At 46.9% G+C, this 20,098-nt stretch carries 20 protein-coding genes; 6 read left to right on the top strand and 14 right to left on the bottom strand.

Features of this window, described 5'->3' with window-relative positions:
• Positions 1-218: 218 nt before the first annotated feature.
• The 4 genes from HW560_RS28705 (at position 219) to HW560_RS28720 (ending at position 3,815) form a co-directional block, all read left to right on the top strand.
• Positions 219-1,850 (top strand): thiamine pyrophosphate-binding protein, encoded by a 1,632-nt coding sequence (locus tag HW560_RS28705; protein ID WP_179265287.1) that lies wholly within the window; start codon positions 219-221, stop codon positions 1,848-1,850.
• A 12-nt stretch (positions 1,851-1,862) separates the two neighbouring features.
• Positions 1,863-2,231 carry a carboxymuconolactone decarboxylase family protein gene (locus tag HW560_RS28710; RefSeq protein WP_090895360.1) on the top strand — a complete coding sequence of 123 codons (369 nt, stop codon included), beginning with the start codon at positions 1,863-1,865 and terminating at the stop codon, positions 2,229-2,231.
• A gap of 186 nt (positions 2,232-2,417) precedes the next feature.
• Positions 2,418-2,768 carry a hypothetical protein gene (locus HW560_RS28715; protein ID WP_090895358.1) on the top strand — a complete coding sequence of 117 codons (351 nt, stop codon included), beginning with the start codon at positions 2,418-2,420 and terminating at the stop codon, positions 2,766-2,768.
• 54 nt (positions 2,769-2,822) lie between these two features.
• Positions 2,823-3,815, top strand: coding sequence for a 3-oxoacyl-[acyl-carrier-protein] synthase III C-terminal domain-containing protein (locus HW560_RS28720; RefSeq protein WP_090895356.1), 993 nt, complete (start codon positions 2,823-2,825; stop codon positions 3,813-3,815).
• A 218-nt stretch (positions 3,816-4,033) separates the two neighbouring features.
• Here HW560_RS28720 and HW560_RS28725 read toward each other — a convergent pair whose 3' ends face one another.
• The 7 genes from HW560_RS28725 to HW560_RS28755 form a co-directional block, all read right to left on the bottom strand.
• Positions 4,034-4,603 carry a manganese catalase family protein gene (locus HW560_RS28725; protein WP_090895354.1) on the bottom strand — a complete coding sequence of 190 codons (570 nt, stop codon included), beginning with the start codon at positions 4,601-4,603 and terminating at the stop codon, positions 4,034-4,036.
• 93 nt (positions 4,604-4,696) lie between these two features.
• Positions 4,697-4,972 carry a spore coat protein CotJB gene (locus tag HW560_RS28730; protein ID WP_063564297.1) on the bottom strand — a complete coding sequence of 92 codons (276 nt, stop codon included), beginning with the start codon at positions 4,970-4,972 and terminating at the stop codon, positions 4,697-4,699.
• Positions 4,962-5,201 (bottom strand): spore coat associated protein CotJA, encoded by a 240-nt coding sequence (locus tag HW560_RS28735; protein WP_063564296.1) that lies wholly within the window; start codon positions 5,199-5,201, stop codon positions 4,962-4,964. The genes HW560_RS28730 and HW560_RS28735 overlap by 11 nt, the downstream gene beginning before the upstream one ends.
• Before the next feature lie 222 nt (positions 5,202-5,423).
• Positions 5,424-6,812, bottom strand: a complete 1,389-nt coding sequence (locus HW560_RS28740) for a hemolysin family protein (protein ID WP_373565019.1) — start codon at positions 6,810-6,812, stop codon at positions 5,424-5,426.
• A 52-nt stretch (positions 6,813-6,864) separates the two neighbouring features.
• Positions 6,865-8,001, bottom strand: coding sequence for a radical SAM/CxCxxxxC motif protein YfkAB (gene yfkAB, locus HW560_RS28745; RefSeq protein WP_090895350.1), 1,137 nt, complete (start codon positions 7,999-8,001; stop codon positions 6,865-6,867).
• Positions 8,002-8,223: 222 nt separating this feature from the next.
• The gene (locus tag HW560_RS28750; protein ID WP_090895348.1) at positions 8,224-9,342 is read right to left on the bottom strand and encodes an HD-GYP domain-containing protein; all 1,119 of its coding nucleotides are present in this window, start codon (positions 9,340-9,342) and stop codon (positions 8,224-8,226) included.
• Positions 9,343-9,411: 69 nt separating this feature from the next.
• Positions 9,412-10,842 carry a bifunctional metallophosphatase/5'-nucleotidase gene (locus HW560_RS28755; protein WP_179265289.1) on the bottom strand — a complete coding sequence of 477 codons (1,431 nt, stop codon included), beginning with the start codon at positions 10,840-10,842 and terminating at the stop codon, positions 9,412-9,414.
• Between the two features lie 120 nt (positions 10,843-10,962).
• Here HW560_RS28755 and HW560_RS34320 point away from each other — a divergent pair, with 120 nt between their 5' ends.
• A complete protein-coding gene (locus HW560_RS34320) occupies positions 10,963-11,709 on the top strand; it encodes a molybdenum cofactor biosynthesis protein MoaE (protein ID WP_090895345.1) in 747 nt (248 codons plus the stop codon).
• A gap of 124 nt (positions 11,710-11,833) precedes the next feature.
• Positions 11,834-12,883 (top strand): HD-GYP domain-containing protein, encoded by a 1,050-nt coding sequence (locus tag HW560_RS28765; RefSeq protein WP_179265290.1) that lies wholly within the window; start codon positions 11,834-11,836, stop codon positions 12,881-12,883.
• Positions 12,884-13,024: 141 nt separating this feature from the next.
• On the opposite strand, the gene HW560_RS33560 is transcribed toward HW560_RS28765, so the two are convergent.
• The 7 genes from HW560_RS33560 to sufD all read right to left on the bottom strand — a co-directional run bounded on the left by HW560_RS33560 (position 13,025) and on the right by sufD (position 20,080).
• Positions 13,025-13,156: a YjcZ family sporulation protein gene (locus HW560_RS33560; RefSeq protein ID WP_208642727.1), complete on the bottom strand. Its 132-nt coding sequence runs from the start codon at positions 13,154-13,156 to the stop codon at positions 13,025-13,027.
• Between the two features lie 108 nt (positions 13,157-13,264).
• On the bottom strand, positions 13,265-13,984 hold the full coding sequence (locus HW560_RS28770) for a M23 family metallopeptidase (protein WP_179265291.1): 720 nt from the start codon (positions 13,982-13,984) through the stop codon (positions 13,265-13,267).
• A gap of 203 nt (positions 13,985-14,187) precedes the next feature.
• On the bottom strand, positions 14,188-15,540 hold the full coding sequence (locus tag HW560_RS28775) for a jacalin-like lectin (protein WP_179265292.1): 1,353 nt from the start codon (positions 15,538-15,540) through the stop codon (positions 14,188-14,190).
• A 179-nt stretch (positions 15,541-15,719) separates the two neighbouring features.
• Positions 15,720-17,117, bottom strand: coding sequence for a Fe-S cluster assembly protein SufB (gene sufB, locus HW560_RS28780; RefSeq protein WP_062319997.1), 1,398 nt, complete (start codon positions 17,115-17,117; stop codon positions 15,720-15,722).
• 20 nt (positions 17,118-17,137) lie between these two features.
• On the bottom strand, positions 17,138-17,569 hold the full coding sequence (sufU, locus tag HW560_RS28785) for a Fe-S cluster assembly sulfur transfer protein SufU (protein WP_063564289.1): 432 nt from the start codon (positions 17,567-17,569) through the stop codon (positions 17,138-17,140).
• Positions 17,559-18,779, bottom strand: a complete 1,221-nt coding sequence (locus tag HW560_RS28790; RefSeq protein ID WP_090895337.1) for a cysteine desulfurase — start codon at positions 18,777-18,779, stop codon at positions 17,559-17,561. Before HW560_RS28790 ends, sufU begins: the two co-directional genes overlap by 11 nt.
• Positions 18,776-20,080 (bottom strand): Fe-S cluster assembly protein SufD, encoded by a 1,305-nt coding sequence (gene sufD / locus HW560_RS28795; RefSeq protein WP_090895334.1) that lies wholly within the window; start codon positions 20,078-20,080, stop codon positions 18,776-18,778. Before sufD ends, HW560_RS28790 begins: the two co-directional genes overlap by 4 nt.
• Between the last annotated feature and the right edge of the window lie 18 nt (positions 20,081-20,098).

Here is a 20,098-nt window from a genome sequence, read left to right on the forward strand (position 1 = left end):
AATTTATTTTTACTTATGGGACAAGACATTAAGCGGTTACAACTTAAGAATCAGGAATTTATACTCATAAAATCGGTTGACAAAAAACCACAAAAAAAGCTACTCTTCCTATTAACAAGGATTTATTTCCTTTTACACCTTAGACAACGACATATACTCCAAAAACGGAACTTGACCTATGGGTCCAAAAACCTATTTTGTGAAGCGAGGTGTCCCGCATGAGAACAGTTGCGGACTATTTGGCAGAAGCTCTGCGTAATTTAGGCGTTACTCATGTCTTTGGTATTATCGGAAAATCCATCTGTCCTGCTGTCCTGAAAATGGTCGATTACGGTTTGGAATTCATTCCAGGTCGCCATGAATCCAGTTCAGGCTTTGCCGCATCGGGCTATGCCCTCCAAACAGGAAAACTGGGCGTGGCCTTTGCCACCTCTGGTCCGGGCGGAACCAACTTGCTCACCGCCGCAGCTCATGCCAAGGCCAATAATTTGCCCGTCCTGTTTATTACAGGTCATCAATCCATTCAGGAATTGGGAATTCCGCAATGTCAGGACTCCTCTTCCTACTTGGCTGATCTGGCGGAGATGTTCCGTCCTGCCACACTATTCAGCAAGCTGGTGGAGCGCGGTGATCATTTCAGCACCATATTGAACCATGCCCTTTCCATTGCACTCGGTCCCAACAAAGGTCCGGTCCATCTCTGTCTTCCATTTGATGTACAAACCGAACAGCTCACTGACTTTCGGGTTGTCATCCCCGAGCCAGAACCCCTGATTAGCGTGTCCAACCTGAATCGTATCCTCCCCTTACTTCAACAGTCCAGTCACCCTTTAATAATTGCTGGTAAAGGCGTCACTCGCGCCAGAGCCCATGATGAATTGCTTCATTTGGCCGAACATTTCAATATTCCTGTCATTACTTCTCCTGGAGGCAAAGGCGCCATTGCCTGGGATCATCCCCTTTACCATGGGCCTTGCGGTGTTGGCGGCTTCCCTCATGCAGATGAACTACTGAATCAAAGTGACCTCTACATCGTACTCGGCTCACGTCTGAGTGATATGACGATCTGTAATTTGAAGCCTGAAAACCATCCTGCACACCTGATTCAATTCGATGCTGATCCTACATTCGTTGGTAAAATACTTCACGCACAAACCTTACATATCACCGGCGATTTGAAGGACAATCTGCAGTTTTTGCTCGGTACACTGACAGAACGACCTGTTGTTCCACAAGAAACGACCAATGTGGATTACACCCTACCTCTCCCGGATCTGCCGCGTCTGTCCTTGGCTTCCATCTTGGAAGAAATGAGTGAACTGCTTCCATATGATCATAAGCTGTTTGTGGATGATGGCAGTCATGGGTTTCATGCGGTTCAACGATATAAAGTCAAGAAACCCGGCAGCTTTGTGTTTGACGCCTACTTTGCCTGCATGGGTAATGCCATCGGCATGGCTATTGGGGCCAAGACTGCCGCACCGGAAGAAACCATCGTATGCATTACAGGTGACGGATGCTTCATGATGCTTGGAACCGAGATTAACACCGCTGTGTGCAATAATCTGCCTGTCATCTTCATCGTCGTGAACAATAAACAGCTGGATATGGCACTGAAAGGCATGGAAAAAACGACAGGACGAATCGATGGCACCTTGTACGAGGTTCCCATGGATGCAGCAAAATTTGCGGAGTCTCTCGGTGCGGTTGCTTTCAAGGCGGAAACCCGGGCGGAATTCACCTCTGCTCTCCAGACCGCGCAGAAGCTAAACCAGGTTACTGTCATTGAGCTTCTTACCGATCGGGACGAGATTCCACCCACGGCTCACCGTACCGTGACTTTGAATTAGGAGGAACATAGCATGAGTGAACAAGTGACTCAAGGATTGGAGCGTTTTGCAAAGCTTTCCGGTGAATATGGCGCAAAAGCACTGGCACCCATTAAGGAGCAGTTCCCTGAGCTAGCCGAGTTTATTATGGGAACGGCTTACGGGGATATTTTTCAGCGTACAATCATTACCGATCAATGGAAGGAAGTTGCGATTATCTCCTCACTGATCTCCATGGGACAATATGAGCAGCTGGGAGTTCATTATGCAATGGCACTCAGCGTCGGTGTAACCGTGGATCAGCTCAAAGGAATTCTGCTGCATCTGGCTCCGTGTGTTGGTGCTCCACGGATCATCAGTGCATTTAATGTATTGCTCGCTACACTGGATGAAATCCAATAATTCAATCTTCTACATTTTTATACATGATTCGACTTTTTTATTGATCTTATTACATCTCTACCTTTATAATATGGTTAAATTATCCTTCGAATCCGCCTACATCACAGAAGCAGTCAACGAGGGCCTCAAGGCCTATGTCTTGGGTAGCAGGATAGCCTTAACTCATTTAAAGGAGAGAGAACAATCATGGGAAGTTTTATACTGAAAACTGACGTTCCGAGCAAGGTGCTAAACATTGAACTGGAGGGCTCTTTCTCTCAAGAAGACGGTTTACGCTCCATTTCGGCATATCAGGACACAATCGCTTCGATTAATACCAAGGAGTATCAGCTGAACATCGATTGCAAAAAGTTGAATGTTACCGCTCCGGAAATTGTGCCTCTTCTCGAGGGCTGCCTGCAGATGTTCAAAAAAGATGAATATAAAAAAGTGGTGTTGACACTTGAGAATAATGCCATTCTGAAAATGCAGCTGTCCCGTCTCGGACGGTCTGTCGGACTGGACAATCTTGAAATCATCTCCACAGTTACGACCTAATAAATCAGGCGGACAAGCTGAGGGTTCACCCATCCGCTCAAGAGGAGAATGAAGATGGCTGGAATTCGTATTGTAGATATCGATATCTATCATCCCACGAACAAGGTGGGCAATGACTTTTACATTGAACATTTTGATGCAAGAGGTGTAGATATTCGGGGATTGTTAAAGGCACTTGGACGTGATACACGTTACAAAATTGACAACGATGATGAAAACTCACTAAGCATGGCCTTTGAGGCCGCCAGTAATTTGCTCGAAAAGACCGGACTTACCGGTGCCGATATTGATCTGATTGCTTATGCAAGTCAAACGCCGGAATACATCTTTCCTACGAATTCCTTAATGATTCATCGCCTGATTAACGGGGCATCCCATACGATCTGCATTGACAGCAATGCCAACTGTGCGGGCATGACCGCAGCCTTTGAACAAGTTAGCCGCCAGATGCTGGGCAATCCCAGAATTCGTCGGGCTTTGATTATCGGCTCGGATTACGTCGCTCCTCACGCCAGTCCGGACGATCCAGTATACTTCGCGAACTTCGGAGACGCAGCAGCGGCTGTTATTGTTGAACGGGACGAGCAGGCTGTCGGTTTTATTGACTCGATCTATCAGACCGATACCTGTGTGTACGGCAATTCCCTCTTCCCGGCACAAGGTCTTGCAAAACTGGGCCAAACCGGCGTTGACGCAGGTGCCTTCCATGTCAAATTCATACCGTTTGATGATTCCATCTGTGTAGGTGCAGCTTCTGAATCGATTCGTACTTTGCTGAGTCGTAACGAGATCGGAGCAGACGAAATCAAAGCTGCTTGTTTCTCCCAATTATCCATTGCGAATATACGTGCTGTATCCGAAAACATTGGCATTGGCGAAGATATTGCCGTCTACATTGGAGACGAGTTCGGGTACACCTCAACCAGCAGTCCGTTTATTGCATTGCATCGAGCCATATCATCCGGACAAATTCAGCGTGGTGATAAAGTGCTGTTCTGGACCGTTGGCGCTGGGTGGCAAAATGTTGCCATGGTCGTTGAATACTGAGAGCTTGACACGTAACCCCAAAAAGCAGGGCAGCCTTTTTAAATAAAAAAGGATGGTCCTGTTTTTTATTATTTTATATTTGAAATGATAATTATTACTGGATAGCATCGCATTCCCATTCACTCAAAATTAATGAGGAGCATGCTCTGAACGTGCCTTTCATTGCAAAAACCGTTCCCTTGGCAGAGAACGGCAATGAGAACGATATGTTGTCCTTTTCAGAAAATCTTCTTCGTCTCCCGATCATCCTTCAGAATCTCGACTGCCTCGCGAAAACGCAAGGAATGCACAATCTCCCGTTCCCTCAGAAACTTGAGACTATCCTGCAGATCCACATCATCCGTCAGATCGATCAACCACTGATATGTAGCCCGTGCCTTCTCTTCCGCTGCAATATCCTCGTACAAATCCGCGATAGGATCTCCCTTCGAGGCAATATAGGCTGCTGTAAATGGCACACCCGAAGAATTCGTATAGAACAAAGCAGAATCACGCTGAGCATAGTTTGGCCCAAGCCCCGCTTCTTCCAGCTGCTGCACCGTTGCATCCTTTGTTAGCTTGTAGATCATGGTGGCAATCATCTCAAGGTGAGCAAATTCCTCCGTGCCTATGTCGTTCAACAGCCCGATAATCTTGTCCGGAATTGTATACCGCTGGTTCAAATAACGCAGGGCAGCCGCCAATTCTCCGTCTGCGCCTCCATACTGTTCCGCCAGCAACTTCGCCATATGAGGATCACATTTACTGACCCGAACGGGATATTGCAATTTTTTCTCATACACCCACATGCAGACGCCTCCCTTTTTAAATCAAATCCAACCTGTTACGATCCCTCGAGCTTCCGGCCTGGAATGACTGCAAGGAAACCCGAGGATGTTATCTCACACTTGCCAAGGCCATGGCGTCTGGGACCATTCCCACGGATATTTGGAGAACGCATGCCCAAAGTTCATCAACGGTCCGTACAATTGCTGAAACTCATGTGCCACCCTCATCCGCTCCTGGCTGAATTTGTTGTATTGCTCAATGCTCTGATAGTCACCCGGGTGGGTGTCCAGATACAGATTCAGCTCAACCAATACAAAATCCAGGGCCTGAAGTTCCTCCAGCAGCTCATAGTATTTTGCATCACAGGCTTTGGGTGCTTCAGGTTCCATCTGCTTCCACCTTCCTTCCCTTCGAGCTCGCAGGTGTATACGGACTGTATAAAGCAGGCCACAACGTTCCAATTCTTAAGGCTTCTGCGGGACTGTACTGCGGCCAGCCCATCGGCTGAAATGGGATAAACAATTGCGGAGGAACCAGGTACGTGCGAATCGTCTTCGGTGGACATGGATCAAACGGGCCCACAAAAGGGGCGTAAGCACGAAGCTGCGGATCTGACACAGAACAACGCCTCCTTCATCTTTGATTTGGTACATTTAACATCCCATCATTACAAGCTTTCATTTCCCGTCTCTATAACCATATGTCGCTGTCCCCAAGTTAATCCCATATTTAGCTGAACGCAAAAAAAGACCTTCGAACGACTCACCCCGCTGGGCAGTCTCCGAAGGTCACTTCATTGGATATGGGGACCATATGTATTGATGATTATTTCATCAAAACTCAGTCCATGTTACGTTCACGATCACCATCCTGCGAGGAGGCTGGTTCCTGTTCTCCTAATTCCACCTTATTTTCGTCAGCAGCAGGTCGCTTATATACCTTCACTCGAGTAATTCGGAGACGGGTGGACTCTTCCACTTCAAAGACATAACCGTTTTGCTCCCGTGTTTTACCTTTGACCGCGCTGCCTTCCAATTCCTTGAACAGCCAGCCGCCAATCGTATCGACTTCCTCATCCTCAATGACAGCACCGGTCCATTCATGAACCTCTTCAATCAGGGAACGACCATCGATGGAAAAGGCTTCTCCACTGCGCTCCATATGTGGACGTTCGTCCTCAAATTCATCATACAGATCACCGACGATCTCTTCCAAAATCTCTTCCGCAGTCAGCAAGCCGGCTGTACCGCCGTATTCGTCAACCACCAATGTCATCTGGGAGTGCTTTTTCTGCATCAGACGAAGTACATGACTGATCTCCATCGATTCAGGAACATTCAGAATGGGACGAACAAGCGCAGCCAGATCATGCTGCTGGTCTGGTTCAGCGAGAAGCAAATCGGTAATGTGGATAAATCCGATAATCTCATCCTTATCCTCAACAGCCACAGGGTAACGGGAATGCTTCGTTGCATTAATAATTTTCAGGTTTTCTTCCAGCGACATATGAGTATACAGACAGTCCATATCCGTACGTGGCAGCATAATTTCACGTGCCAGCATGTCCGAGAAATCAAAGATGTTATCCATCAGTTTGATTTCATCCTTGTCGATGACACCACTCTTCGCACTTTGCTTCATCAAAATGCGAAGCTCATCTTCCGAATGAGCCTCCCCTTCGCTGGCGGGTTCAATGCCTGCCAAGCGCAGCAGTGCATTGGCTGAAGCGTTCAGTACCCAGATGAATGGGAAGAAAATTTTATAAAATAACAGCAACGGTGCCGATAGCAGCAAAGCCACTCCGTCTGTTTTTTGAATCGCCAGAGATTTGGGCGCTAGCTCACCCAGCACAATGTGCAAAAACGTAATGATACAGAAACCGATGATGACCGATACCGTGGATATAAGTCCTGTATCCGTTACACCAAGCTTGAACATCAGAGGCTCGACCAGCAATTCGGAAATGGCTGGTTCACCGAGCCAACCAAGCCCCAGTGATGTCAGCGTGATTCCGAACTGGGTTGCCGATAGATAGGCATCCAATTTACCATTCACCTTCAGTGCATAACCAGCCAACTTATTCCCTTCACTCTGTAATTGAGTGAGGCGTGTTTGTCTAACTTTGACCAGAGAAAATTCCGCTGCGACAAATACGCCATTCAAAAATACGAGCAGAAACACACAGACCAGATTAAATACCAACTGCCCGAGATGAAATTCGGTATGAATACCCAAGTCGAAACTCCCCTTTTTGATCTATTTCAGGAATACACCTGGAATATCAACGTGTAATTGCTTTTCTCGATTTGAAATCCACACCTTTATAATACATATCTGCCACCAGCAGATTTGGACCGCAGCAAGAAGCAGCATCACAATGGCAGTTCACTGTCTGATTCAAGGGATGTTCCGCTGACCACTCATGGAATACATCATCCAGCTTCCGGTCACGGATGTTGCCAAACGCCGGGATGTCAGCAAAATCGGTAACATACACGTTCCCGGTGAACATGTTGACGTTGACGCGGTTACGACCGTCGGGATCATTACGAACCGTCACTTTAGGCTCGCTGTATAGTCGGTTAATCAGTTCGCGATCCTGCTCTGCTGCACTGCATGCGAAGAACGGAAGTGTACCAAACAGCATCCACATATCCTTGTCACGCACATCCAACAAACGGTGAATAGCCGTTCTCATATGATCAAGGGAAAGCACTGGCAGCGAAGAAGCAAAATTCGAATTATACATCGGATGCACTTCGTGACGCACACAGCCCATCTCACGGATCAATTGATGAATGCCCTCAAGCTTGTCATGGGTACGGAAATTAATCATGGACTCCGCAGAGATAAACATGCCTGCTTCACTGAGTTTTTGGGAATTTTCAATCATTTTCTCATACATCTTCACCGCGACTTCCCGCTTTACAGGTCTACCACTGTTGGCAAACCCGACTTGGTGAAAGTCATCGGCATTCAAATAATTGAATGAGATATGCATAACGTCCAGATAAGGCAGAAGCTGCTCGTAGCGACGGTAATCCAGGGTCAGATTCGAGTTGATCTGGGAACGAATGCCCCGTTCCTTGGCATATTTGAGGAGCGGAATGATCATCTCATCCACAGTCTTCTGGCTGAAGCTCGGCTCACCGCCCGTCAGACTGATGGTCTGAAGGTGCTCCACCTCATCCAGCCTTTTAAGCATCAAAGGCAGCGGAAGCGCTGGTGCTTCACGCATCGTTAACATATCTCCTACCGCACAATGCTCACAGCGCATATTGCACAGATGAGTCACGGTCATTTCTACACTGGTCAGCACATGGCGTCCATATGTACGCAAAGAGCCGATCGGATCCCAAGGATCATTAGTCGGCGATAAAGGCATCGGCTCTACCGATCCTGAGTTTAGCATGGTCATTGTTCTTCACCTTATTCCTTTTATTAACCTAAAAAGTTTTATTTACAACATACCCCGTCTTCATCTTTTGGAGTTATCTTTAATCATAGCACAATTTCCTGTACTCTGGCATGAGCATGCTCTGTCCATTACATGACAAAAAACGCCCGCGTAATATCGGGCCAGCTCGGCCACGATATTACGATATGAGCGTTGATCTATGCTCCATTAGACGTCAGGATATCAAAATAATTCGCCACGCGCTGAAGCTGGCGTAGCGTCTTCCACTCCTTCAACACCTGTAATCATAACAGACAACGCTGTGGACAGATCGATCTCGTAGGGTGCACTTAATGTCTGGCCGTAAGCATCCTTGAGCACACGAATGCGTGGTCGTTGCGGAACGCGGGGATGGATTTCTGCAACAACGCCGATCTCCCCCGTACTTAGCGTTACGGAAATACCTAAAGGATAAATAGCTACACAGTCACGGAACCTCTCCAGCATTCGCTGTTCATAAAGTGTCCCTGAACCCGTGTATAATACTTCTACAGCTTGATGTGGCAGCAAGGCCTGTTTATACACCCGATTGGTTGTCATCGCATCATACGAATCGGCAAGAGCCAGCCATTTGGCATACTCATGAATCTCTTTGTCTTTCAAGCCAAAAGGATAGCCGCTGCCATCAATCCGTTCATGGTGCTGTAATGCGCAATGGGCAGCAAGGAGCGGTATACCCGGTTCGTCTTTGAGAATACGATGTCCATATGTAGTATGCTGCTGTATGATTTTAAATTCCTCATCGCTTAATTTGGCAGGCTTGTGCAAAATCTCTGGAGCGATCTGCGTTTTACCGATATCATGCAACAGAGCTCCAAGTCCAATCTCCATTAACTGCTGCCGAGTATAGCCCGATGCCACACCAAGAACCAGCGTATACACACATACATTGAGAGAATGATTATATAGGTCAAAATCACTGGCGTTCATATCCATCAGCATAATCATTGCTTCCTTCTGACTGCCAATGTCCTCCAGAATCGTATTCATTATCCCGCTAAGTGCTTTTCCGAAGTGTGGGATCCGGCTTTTGGTTTTGAGACCCGACATACTCTGAAACTGCTGTTTGATCTCTACTAGCGCTCTGCGCCTGGTCTCTTCCTGCAGCATATCCGGAATAATGATATCCTCTGTTGCTGCATCAGATATATACACATATCCAATCCCCAGATCCTTCAGACGTCCAATCAACCGACTGGTCAGCTCTACTCCCTCACTGAGCAGAACCAAACCCTCTTCACTATAAATTCGTTTCCCCAGCTTCATGCCAGGCTGCAATAGGTTTATATGTACTAAACGCACAGCCTATCCTCTCCCGCTCCGTAGATGTAATTTCCACTAGCCGCCGCTTCAGCAGAAGGCAAGTACTTGTTAGATTTCGTGCCAACGGGATCGCAGGCTGTCGTCCAGCGCCCCTGGCCTTTTTAATTCCGTTTCAAGCAGGTCACGTATGAATTCAGGAAGTCGATACGATGTATCCGTTCCAAGAGCAAGAGACGGATAACCTACGTTAAACGTAAACATGTCGAGTGTTCCTACCACATATTCATGTTCATCAAGAATCGGCTCGCCCTCAATATATATGGCACGGATTTTCTCGTATGGAGGCGAATGGGGATCATACTCCACATCCATTCCATCCATGCACAATGTTCCTAAAATATCCCCGCGGAATCCAAACCCGATAATCGGTTTACGCGAAAACTCTGACAACAGGGACTGCTCCAGAGCCTCCCGAATCTGAACTCCATTCAAGCATATTGTACAGGCATTAATGGGAGATGGACATAGGGAATGTAACATTCCCTTTGTAATATTCCCCTGGGGAAGATCTCCAAGAAGCTGCCCGGCGTTAACAAGAGACAACTTTGCCCCAGTGAACTGACGAACAGCCTGGGCAAGCAATGACGCAAACGGAGACTCATGATCGTAATCAATGGTCAGCGTCCTGTCCGTAATCACGGCTGTTTGACCAAGCGCACGCTCAGCTTCAGTCCGGTGTGTGTCTATAGCCAGCGATACGCTCTCTTCGAGCAACATGTTCTGGACTGGAACACAGCCGCTGCTCACTAGTGTAAGTTCGTTCGCTTCATATTCCCACTCCAGTACCACCTTACCAAGCCACTGACCAAACTTGCCTGCCGCTCCAAGCACCGTCTGACCAATGACTAAGGGTTCTTCCAGTACATGATGTGTATGTCCACCCAGAATGACATCGATGCCCTGGATCTGTTCGGCCAATCTGCGATCTGTGGAAAGCCCCAGATGGGACAAGATAACGACTACATCCACCTGAGCACGCAGAGCTTCAACCTGCTCACGCAGCGTCTCTACCGGGTCCAATACATCCCAACCCAGCAATTCATAAAACGCGGTAAAGGGTGCTGTAGCACCAAGCAGACCAATGCGAAATGGCCCCTTCTCCAAAACGAGAGAGGATTTCATCCAGACTGGTGGCAGGCCTGTAGCCTGGTCTACCACATTTCCACATACAACAGGACACAGAAGTCCAGAGTAAGACTGCGCCAGTTGTTCGGGTGTCAAAGTTAGTCCTTCGTTGTTCCCGATCGTTATCGCATCGTAACCGGTCAGGTTAATGACATCCACGTTGGCTGCCCCGAGGGTACCCTCCGTCTCCACAGCCATCCGGTCCATATGATCTCCGATATCCACGACCAGAAATTCCCCAGCCTGTTCCCTCTCATGTCCGATCATGGCGGCGATGGAGCTCATGGAGCCAAAATGACTATGGATGTCATTGGTGTGTAATATCGTTAATGTTTGCGTCTTCTTGGTGCTCATCACACCGCCTCCCTCTTATCGTTTATAACGTACATTCCTCTAATGGACAAGCATAACATTTTCCGCGTCGTTATGATATATTTATAGGGTTTAGAGATTAAAAAGAGGTGAGTTATTCCCATGAAATTAACAATTCAACTATTTGCAGGCATCGCTGAACGTTTGGGCACATCCCTGCTTAAATATGATTACCCCGGAACAGATCCGACTCCAGTGGAATTAAAAGAAAAACTGAGCCTTGCTTACCCTGAAGCGGCTGCTCAAATACGTGTTTCTTTTCTGGCAGTAAACCAGCAGTATGCTTCTGCCGATATTATAATTAAGGCTCAGGATGAACTCGCCTTAATTCCCCCTGTGTCAGGAGGAGAGGGTACCCATTTGAATGGTGACGGACATCGCTCAGCCCATCCTGAGCATCGTACGGATGACGGATTATTCCTGATCACCCAGTCCCCACTGTCCGTGGAAGCTACAACGAAGCTCGTCATCACAGCAAACCATGGAGCAGCACTAACCTTTGTTGGGACCACCCGTGAAATGACCGGACAGCAACGAACGGTTCATCTTGAATATGAGGCCTATGTACCTATGGCACTTTCTCAGATGGCAGCGATCGGTAGGGAAATCAATGAGCGCTGGCCAGGCGTAAAATGTGCGATTAGCCATCGGATTGGGAAGGTCGACGTAGCAGAGATCAGCGTTGTTATTGCTGTTTCCTCTCCCCATCGCAGTGACTGTTACGATGCAAGCCGTTACGCGATCGAAAGACTCAAACAGACTGTCCCCATCTGGAAAAAAGAAATATGGGAAGATGGTTCCGAATGGAAAGGTCATCAACTAGGACCCTGGAACCCCACAGACAACTAAATAACTAGTCATTCGACCTGTTGAACAGGTGACGAAATTAGTAAATAAGTCGTTGTCAACCCATTTTTTTCTTGTTATTATAATGACATGTGTCGATATTAGTCGAGGAAAAGGTGGTTTATACGTGAGAGTGCATGTTACTGATCTTAAAACTGGCGACCTGTTAAAAAATGATGTGTACAACAGTTCGGGTCTCCACATGCTGATGAAAGGTTCCACACTCAGCGACGATGATATTGCCAAGCTGCTGCAGCATGGAATCGATTATGCAGATGTAGAGCATACAACATCTGACCTACACTCTGATGCACAAACCTTACCTTCCGATCAAACCCGTCTGTTAACTAACCTGTTTAACGATACGATCAAAGGTACAGAATCTCTGTTTGAACAAGCGATGGAGAAGGGTTTTATTGATGAGACTCAGGTCGATGAGATTTTGATGACCCTAACAGGACAGCTTGAAAAACAAAAGGACGTTGTCTCCCTGCTGCTGATGCTTGACGGGGATAACGACTACACCTACAACCATTCCTTACAAGTCGGAATGCTCGCTTTTTATATCGCCAGCTGGATGGGATATAACCCTGAGGAATGTCTAACCGTAGCCAAAGCAGGATATCTTCACGATATCGGTAAATCCAAGATTCCTTCTGAAATGTTACATAAGCCGGGCAAGTTAACGCCCGAAGAATTCGAAGAAATGAAGAAACATACGTTATATGGTTATGAGATTGTCAAAGAGTCCACTCAGGACGAGATTCTTGCAACCGTTGCCCTTCAACATCATGAGCGTGAAGATGGAAGTGGCTACCCTTACGGACTGAAAGGTGACGAGATTCATCCATTTGCCCGTATAACGGCTGTAGCCGATGTGTACAGCGCGATGACGACCACGCGGGTGTATCAAACCAAGCAGGAGCTAATCTCCGTGCTATGCGAGTTGTACAGCCTCAGCTTCGGTCAGTTGAATGCTGAAGTTACGCAGGAACTCATTAAACATATGCTACCCAATTTTATTGGCAAAAGGGTTCTGCTCACGACCGGCGAAACCGGTCTGATTGTCCTGAACAACCCTGCGGATTATTTCCGCCCACTCGTTCAGACCTCTACAGCCTTCATCGATTTAGCGAAGGAAAGAGATGTAGCTATCGTTGAAATTTATATCCAGTAAGATTAGCATTCAGTTCAATGCGCAGCAGGCGTTAGAGGAACCATACTCAAGAACACATTTTTACACTTTTACATGGTATGCACGTAAAAAAGGGAAGCCGATAAGGCTTCCCTTTTGGTATTTCATTTCGCTCATATGAGTTTAAACGCAGAAGGCTTTTGTGATGATAACCAACAGAATGAACAGTACCAAGATCGCACCTGTGTTGGTGAACATATTGTATCCGCCTACGCCGCCTACGTTGCCACCACAGCCATATCCAACCTCGCTCATGTGATTGCCTCCTCTTCATCAGGTATACCCTAACATATGATATTTGCGTTTGGTTGAACCGGGCGAACTGGCAACATTCAATAAATGGTTGTCTGCCTGCTTTGCCTGTTAACTTGAGGAACCAGAAGAGACCTTTATGCCCTTCTCCTTGCGATACATGATGACAAGCATTCTCCAAAAATCATAACTGCCCGTATCGTTCATTATATAGGGTTGGTAATAATGATAAGCTTCCTCTGCCCAGGACGGACAAGCCATACTGGAAATGCTTTTCTGCTGCTGTATCCAGGCAGACTGGGATTCCAGTATCTTCTCCATTGCTGTTAACCGCTCTCTTTCCTCCGTCGTCATTGGGGTCCCCTCCTGTTCTTCAACCGTTGAACTATATTCAGATTGCAAGTAGATTCCTGGATCAACAACACCATTCTCACTAGCTGTGTATCCATACGAAGGAGAGCTCGTTTTGCGAACCTCATAATGCACATGCGGACCCGTGCTTTCCCCTGTGCTTCCCTGGTTGCCAAGAAGCTGCCCTTGTTTCACTTGTTGTCCAACTTTTACTGCAATTCGGGAAAGGTGAGCGTAACAATGCAAGTAGCCCCTGTGATCCTGTACCGCTACCGTAAGCCCGTAACCCCCAAATCCTGAGCCTGTAGCCCCTTCTGCGGCAAACCGTACAGTCCCGTCCATAAATGCATGTATGGGCCCATTCCATGGCTCTGTGACGAGATCGATGCCACGATGAAATGTATGTCCGCCAGAAATAGGATGAATTCGGTAGCCAAATGAACTTGTAATCCGATATCCCTTGAACGGATTTATGCTCATGTATTCACATCCTTTTCTATCATTAGATGCTTAAATCTAGTAAATGGCTTGTGCTATTGATCTTATTTTATTACAAAAAAGAACCGCTCAGAATGTTATTGGTCCAAACCCTGCGGTCTTTTCCAATAATGCATATTCCAAGCGGTGCTATAGATTATAGACAAGTTACAATAAATCTGTTCTCTATCGTTCTAAACTCAAAATTAAGGTTGGACACGCTTATAAATAACTCCAAGCTGATCAATCTCCTGGTCGGCTCTTCCATAAAACCCGGCAATATACCATCCCGCAGGCGCGTCCAAAATGATCTGCTCTGAAGTCTTCTGACCCCCTGCAATTTTATTACCCAGATTGGTCATTAATTCAAGGTGAAAGATTCGTTTATCTCCATTTCGTGTCCCCTGACTGATCGTTGCTCGTGTTACATATTCACCATTAGCGAGATTCAGTGTGGAAGTATTGGATTTTCCTCCATGGGTCAGACTCGTTCCATCCCGATACAATGTCGTAATACCGTCAACACGGTTGCCTGTGTCCAGTACAATTGAGTCAGGCTGCACATCAGGGATGCGGTCCAAGTCATTAAACCCAGTCCCGCCTACCCCTCCTATGGTAGAACTGAGTCGATATTCAGGGGAAACATTGTATACAAAATTCGCTGTAATCGGAAAATGATCGGAAAGTTGATTTCCAGACGGATCAACGAATTTTTGATCCTCCACACGATAACTTGCGGCATTCAACGTTAAAGCTCTGCTTCCACGATATAAAATTTTGTCAACAATTTCATAACTGGGGCCATTGACGTTGCCAGCATCCATGAGCGCATCTCCGTCTGCAGGAATGCTTCCACCCCGAACGAGATCAATCCACGGATCATGCAATCCATTATCCGTCAGCAGCATCTCGATGTTGTCCGAAGCGCGGGTATAACGAGTATTCGTATCGCCGAATACAATGACCGCATTACCTTCAGAGTTCTTTTTTATGTAATCGGACAGCTGTTTGATGTTATCACGTCTGGCCTCAAGCGATTTATCATCATCACCTGCATCTGCATGCAGATTATATACATCCACTTTCACGTTAGGTGCAATCTCATAGGTTGCTGCGGTGAAGCCTTTGGGCGTCAGCTCATCACTCCCATTGTCAAACAGGCCGGAGCGCTTATTCCAGGTAACCCTTTTCAAATCACGGAACGGATACCGGGATAAACTGTTCAACCCGCTTCCAAAGCCCGCTACCCCACTAGTTTGAGTCAAATAAGGCAGGGTCACTTGCGAAATTAATTGATTATGGTAATTAAAATCCTCCTGCACATTAATGATATCATAATCGTTCAGCTTGGGGGAAATCTGCTCCGTATACTCTTGGGGCTTGGAACTGGAAACGAAACTGGGGAGACCTCCTACATTATAACTTAGAATATTGAACGAACCAGAGAACACTCCGTCCTCAGCAGCATGTACAGCAGGGGAATACAGGGGTAATATGCTGAATGTAACCAATGCTGACAATAATAAGGCCTTTGTTCTTTTCCCTACTCGTTGTCTCATCAAACTATCCCTCCTCATATTTAATTCCATTTAAATATATGTAATAAGTGTTACGAGAAAATAAATCAAATGTATAATTTTGTATTCTGAATCATTTCATATTCGCATACACGAGCAGCTGTTCCACACAACAAAAAAGACCGAGGGAAAATCCCTCGATCTTTTGTTTTGCAGCGGTATTAACCGATACTGCCTTCCATTTCGAACTTGATCAATCTGTTCATCTCTACCGCATATTCCATCGGCAGTTCCTTCGTGAACGGTTCAATAAAGCCCATGATGATCATCTGTGTTGCTTCTGCATCAGTCAAACCACGGCTCATCAGGTAGAAGAGCTGATCTTCAGACACTTTGGATACTGTAGCTTCATGCTCCAGCATGATGTTATCATTCATGATTTCATTGTAAGGAATCGTATCAGATGTGGACTCATTATCCAAAATGAGCGTATCACATTTGATATTGGATTTTGCACCTTCCGCTTGGCGACCAAAGGAAGCCAGACCACGGTAGGTTACTTTACCACCATGTTTACTGATCGACTTGGATACAATGGTTGATGTTGTATCTGGAGCCAAGTGAATCATTTTCGCGCCTGCATCCTGATGCTGATTTTTACCAGCTACAGCGATGGACAGAACCGAACCTTTAGCTCCGCGGCCTTTCAGTACAACGGCTGGATATTTCATCGTCAGTTTGGAACCGATGTTGCCATCGACCCATTCCATCGTTGCATTTTCTTCAGCAACCGCACGTTTCGTAACCAGGTTGTAGATGTTTGGTGCCCAGTTTTGAATCGTTGTGTAACGAACACGGGCATTTTTCTTACAGATAATCTCAACGACCGCACTGTGCAGTGAGTTCGTGCTGTAGATCGGAGCTGTACAGCCCTCTACATAGTGAACGAAGCTGTCTTCGTCCGCAATGATGAGTGTACGCTCGAATTGTCCCATATTTTCGGAGTTAATCCGGAAATAAGCTTGCAGAGGCACTTCACATTTCACGCCTTTAGGTACGTAGATGAAGCTTCCTCCGGACCATACGGCACTGTTCAAAGCAGCAAATTTGTTATCTGCTGGTGGAATAACCGTTGCGAAATATTCACGCAGGATTTCCGGATGCTCTCTAAGTGCAGTATCCGTATCCATGAAGATTACGCCCTGATCTTCCAATTCTTTTTGCATGTTGTGGTATACAACCTCGGACTCATACTGAGCCGATACACCTGCGAGGAACTTTTGTTCCGCTTCAGGGATACCCAGTTTATCAAAAGTTTCCTTGATTTCGGAAGGAACCTCTTCCCATGTTTTCCCTTGTTTTTCAGAAGGACGAACATAGTACTGAATATCATTGAAATCCAATCCGTCAAGATCTCCGCCCCATTTAGGCATCGGCATTTTTTCGAATTGTTTCAGGGATTTCAAACGGAATTCCAACATCCACTCCGGTTCGTTCTTGATTTTGGAAATTTCGGTAACGACTTCTGCAGTCAGACCTTTACCGGTTTGAAAGATGGATTTGTGTTCATCGCGAAAACCATATTTATACTCTTCCATTTCTGGTGCTTTTTTAGCCATCTTGCTCTACCTCCCTATCGTTATTGTACATTGTCCTCTTCGTCAATTCCTTTGCGTAGTGCATTCCAGGCCAATGTGGCACATTTGATGCGTGCAGGGAACTTGTTCACACCGGATAGGGCTTCGAGATCTTCATAATCGTCGAAATCGACTTCTTCCCCTTTCATCAGTGAGGAAAAACGGTTAGCCATGTCGAGTGCCTGATCCATCGTTTTGCCTTTGACTGCCTCGGTCATCATTGATGCCGAGGACATGCTGATGGAACAACCTTCCCCCGTATACTTGGCCTCCTGAACGATTCCGTCTTTCAGCAAAAGTTGCAGTGAAATCCGGTCGCCGCACGTTGGATTGTTCAAATTCACCGTGACAGCTTCATTATCAAACGTTCCGCGGTTCCGCGGATTTTTGTAGTGGTCCATTATGACACGCCGGTACAGATCATCAAGTTGCATCGCCAAAATACTCCTTTGTCTGGATTAAGGCGCTGACAAGCCGGTCCACATCTTGTTCGTTATTGTATAGATAGAAACTGGCACGAGCTGTTGAACTGACTTCCAGCCAGCGCATCAGCGGTTGGCAGCAGTGGTGTCCTGCACGAATGGCTACGCCACTCGCATCCAGCACAGTTGCCACATCATGCGGGTGTACATCACCGAGGTTAAATGTAACCACTCCGACATGACGCTTGGCTGGTCCATAAATGGTCAGTCCGTCAATCTCGGCCATACGTTCCGTTGCATAAGCTGCCAGCACACTTTCATGATGAGCAATCTCATCCATGCCAATCTGCTCCAGGAAATCGATAGCTGCACCCAATCCTACCGCACCTGCGATAATCGGTGTTCCGCCTTCGAATTTCCAAGGAAGCTCTTTCCAATTGGATTCATAGAGACCAACATCATCAATCATTTCACCGCCGAACTCAACCGGCTCCATGGACTCCAGCAGCGCCTTTTTGCCGTAAAGTGCACCGATCCCGGTTGGTCCGCACATCTTATGGCCGGATAATGCGTAGAAATCACAGTCCAGATCCTGCACATCCACCTTCATATGTGGTGTGCTCTGTGCGCCATCCACAACGATGACAGCACCTTTGCGGTGTGCAATCTCAGCGATTTGTTTTACCGGATGAACAACACCCATAACATTGGATACATAAGCGATTGCTACAATTTTGGTATTGTTCGTAATCGTCTTCTCCACATCAGCCAAATCGATGTTGCCATCCGGCTGAAGCGGAATGTATTTCAATGTTGCTCCTGTTTCCTTGGCGACCTGCTGCCATGGAATCAGATTGCTATGATGTTCCATCTGCGTAATAACAATTTCGTCGCCTTCTTTGCAGACTGCGCGTCCGTAGGACGAAGCCACCAAATTCAAAGCAGTCGTAGTCCCACGGGTGAAAATGATCTCCTGTGTACGCCGGGCGTTGATAAACTTGGCAACCTTCTCGCGTGCGCCTTCATAAGCATCCGTTGCACGGCTTCCAAGCGTATGAACACCACGATGCACATTGGAGTTCTCATATTCATAATAATGTTTAATCGCTTCGATTACAGCCAGCGGCTTCTGGGAAGTCGCTGCGTTATCTAGGTATACAAGCGGGTGTCCGTTGATTTCCTGGTGGAGGATCGGGAACTGCTCGCGGATAGCCGGGTTCATTGTCCCAGTTTCCGTTCGATGAGAGACTGCAATTGGGTACGCAGTGCTTCCAGAGGAATATCCGCCACCACCGGAGCCAGGAAGCCGTAAATGATCAGGCGTTCCGCATCCGTACGGTTAATCCCGCGCGACATCAAGTAATGAATTTGCTCCACATTGACTTGACCTACAGAAGCCGCGTGACCTGCTGTTACATCATCCTCATCAATGAGAAGGATTGGGTTGGCGTCTCCACGCGCTTTCGGGCTCAGCATCAGTACTTTCTCTGTTTGCTGACCGTCCGCTTTGGTAGCGCCTTTCTCAATCTTCGTAATTCCGTTAATAATTGCAGAAGCCTCTTCACGCATAACTGCACGTGTAATCATCTGGCTTGGCGTGTTTTTGCCGAAGTGACGAGCTTCTGTTGTGTAGTTCAGTTTCTGGGAACCGGAACCTACTGCAATCACTTTGGAATCGGAGCTTGAGCCATTTCCTTTAAGAACCGTCATCGTGTTGCTTGCAGTATCACCGTTGTTCATCTCACCAACGATCCACTCGATCGAACCGTCATTCTCCACCACTGCACGGCGGAAAGATACGTCAGTAACATTCGTGCTCAGTTGGTGAACCGAAGCGAAACGAACTTTGGCACCAGCTTTCACGAATACTTCCACAACACCGTTATGGAATACAGGTGAAGACAGTTCGCCAGATACATAGTTATCCACATAAGTAACGGAGCTGTTGGACTCAGCAATGACAAGCACGTGCGGTGCAAACGTTGCAGTAGCATCATCTGTGAGCAGTACCGCTTGCAGCGGAACTTCAATCTCTACGTTTTTCGGAACATAGAGGAATACCCCACCGTTCCAAAGTGCTGCATGCAGTGCAGCAAGGGAATGCTCATCTGCTTTTACAGCTGTATTCAGATAAGGTTTTACCAGATCACTATGTTCGCGAACTGCTGTCGCCAGATCTGTGAAGATAACTCCTTTTGCTGCAAGATCCGCAGACAACTTGGAATATACCGCACCGGAATTACGCTGGATAACCAGACTGCCTTCCGCTTGGTCCTTAACCAGATCTTTAATGGAAGCTGGTACTTCCTCAAGGGAAGCAATCGCTTCACTAGCTTTGTATGTGCCGTACTCGCTGACATTCCAGCGTTCGATTTTTTGTTTTTCCAGTTTGGGAAGCGCAAGCCCACTTGCAAGCTTAAGGGCTTCGAGCCGCTGCTCGGTCAACCAGCCGGGTTCATTGTTGCTCTCCGACAAGGCGCGAAGCGCTTCAGATTCAACCGGAAGAATTGTTTGTGTAGTCATTGATTATCCTCCTCCGTT

Origin of the sequence: Paenibacillus sp. E222 (assembly GCF_013401555.1) — a bacterium.
Lineage (GTDB): Bacteria > Bacillota > Bacilli > Paenibacillales > Paenibacillaceae > Paenibacillus.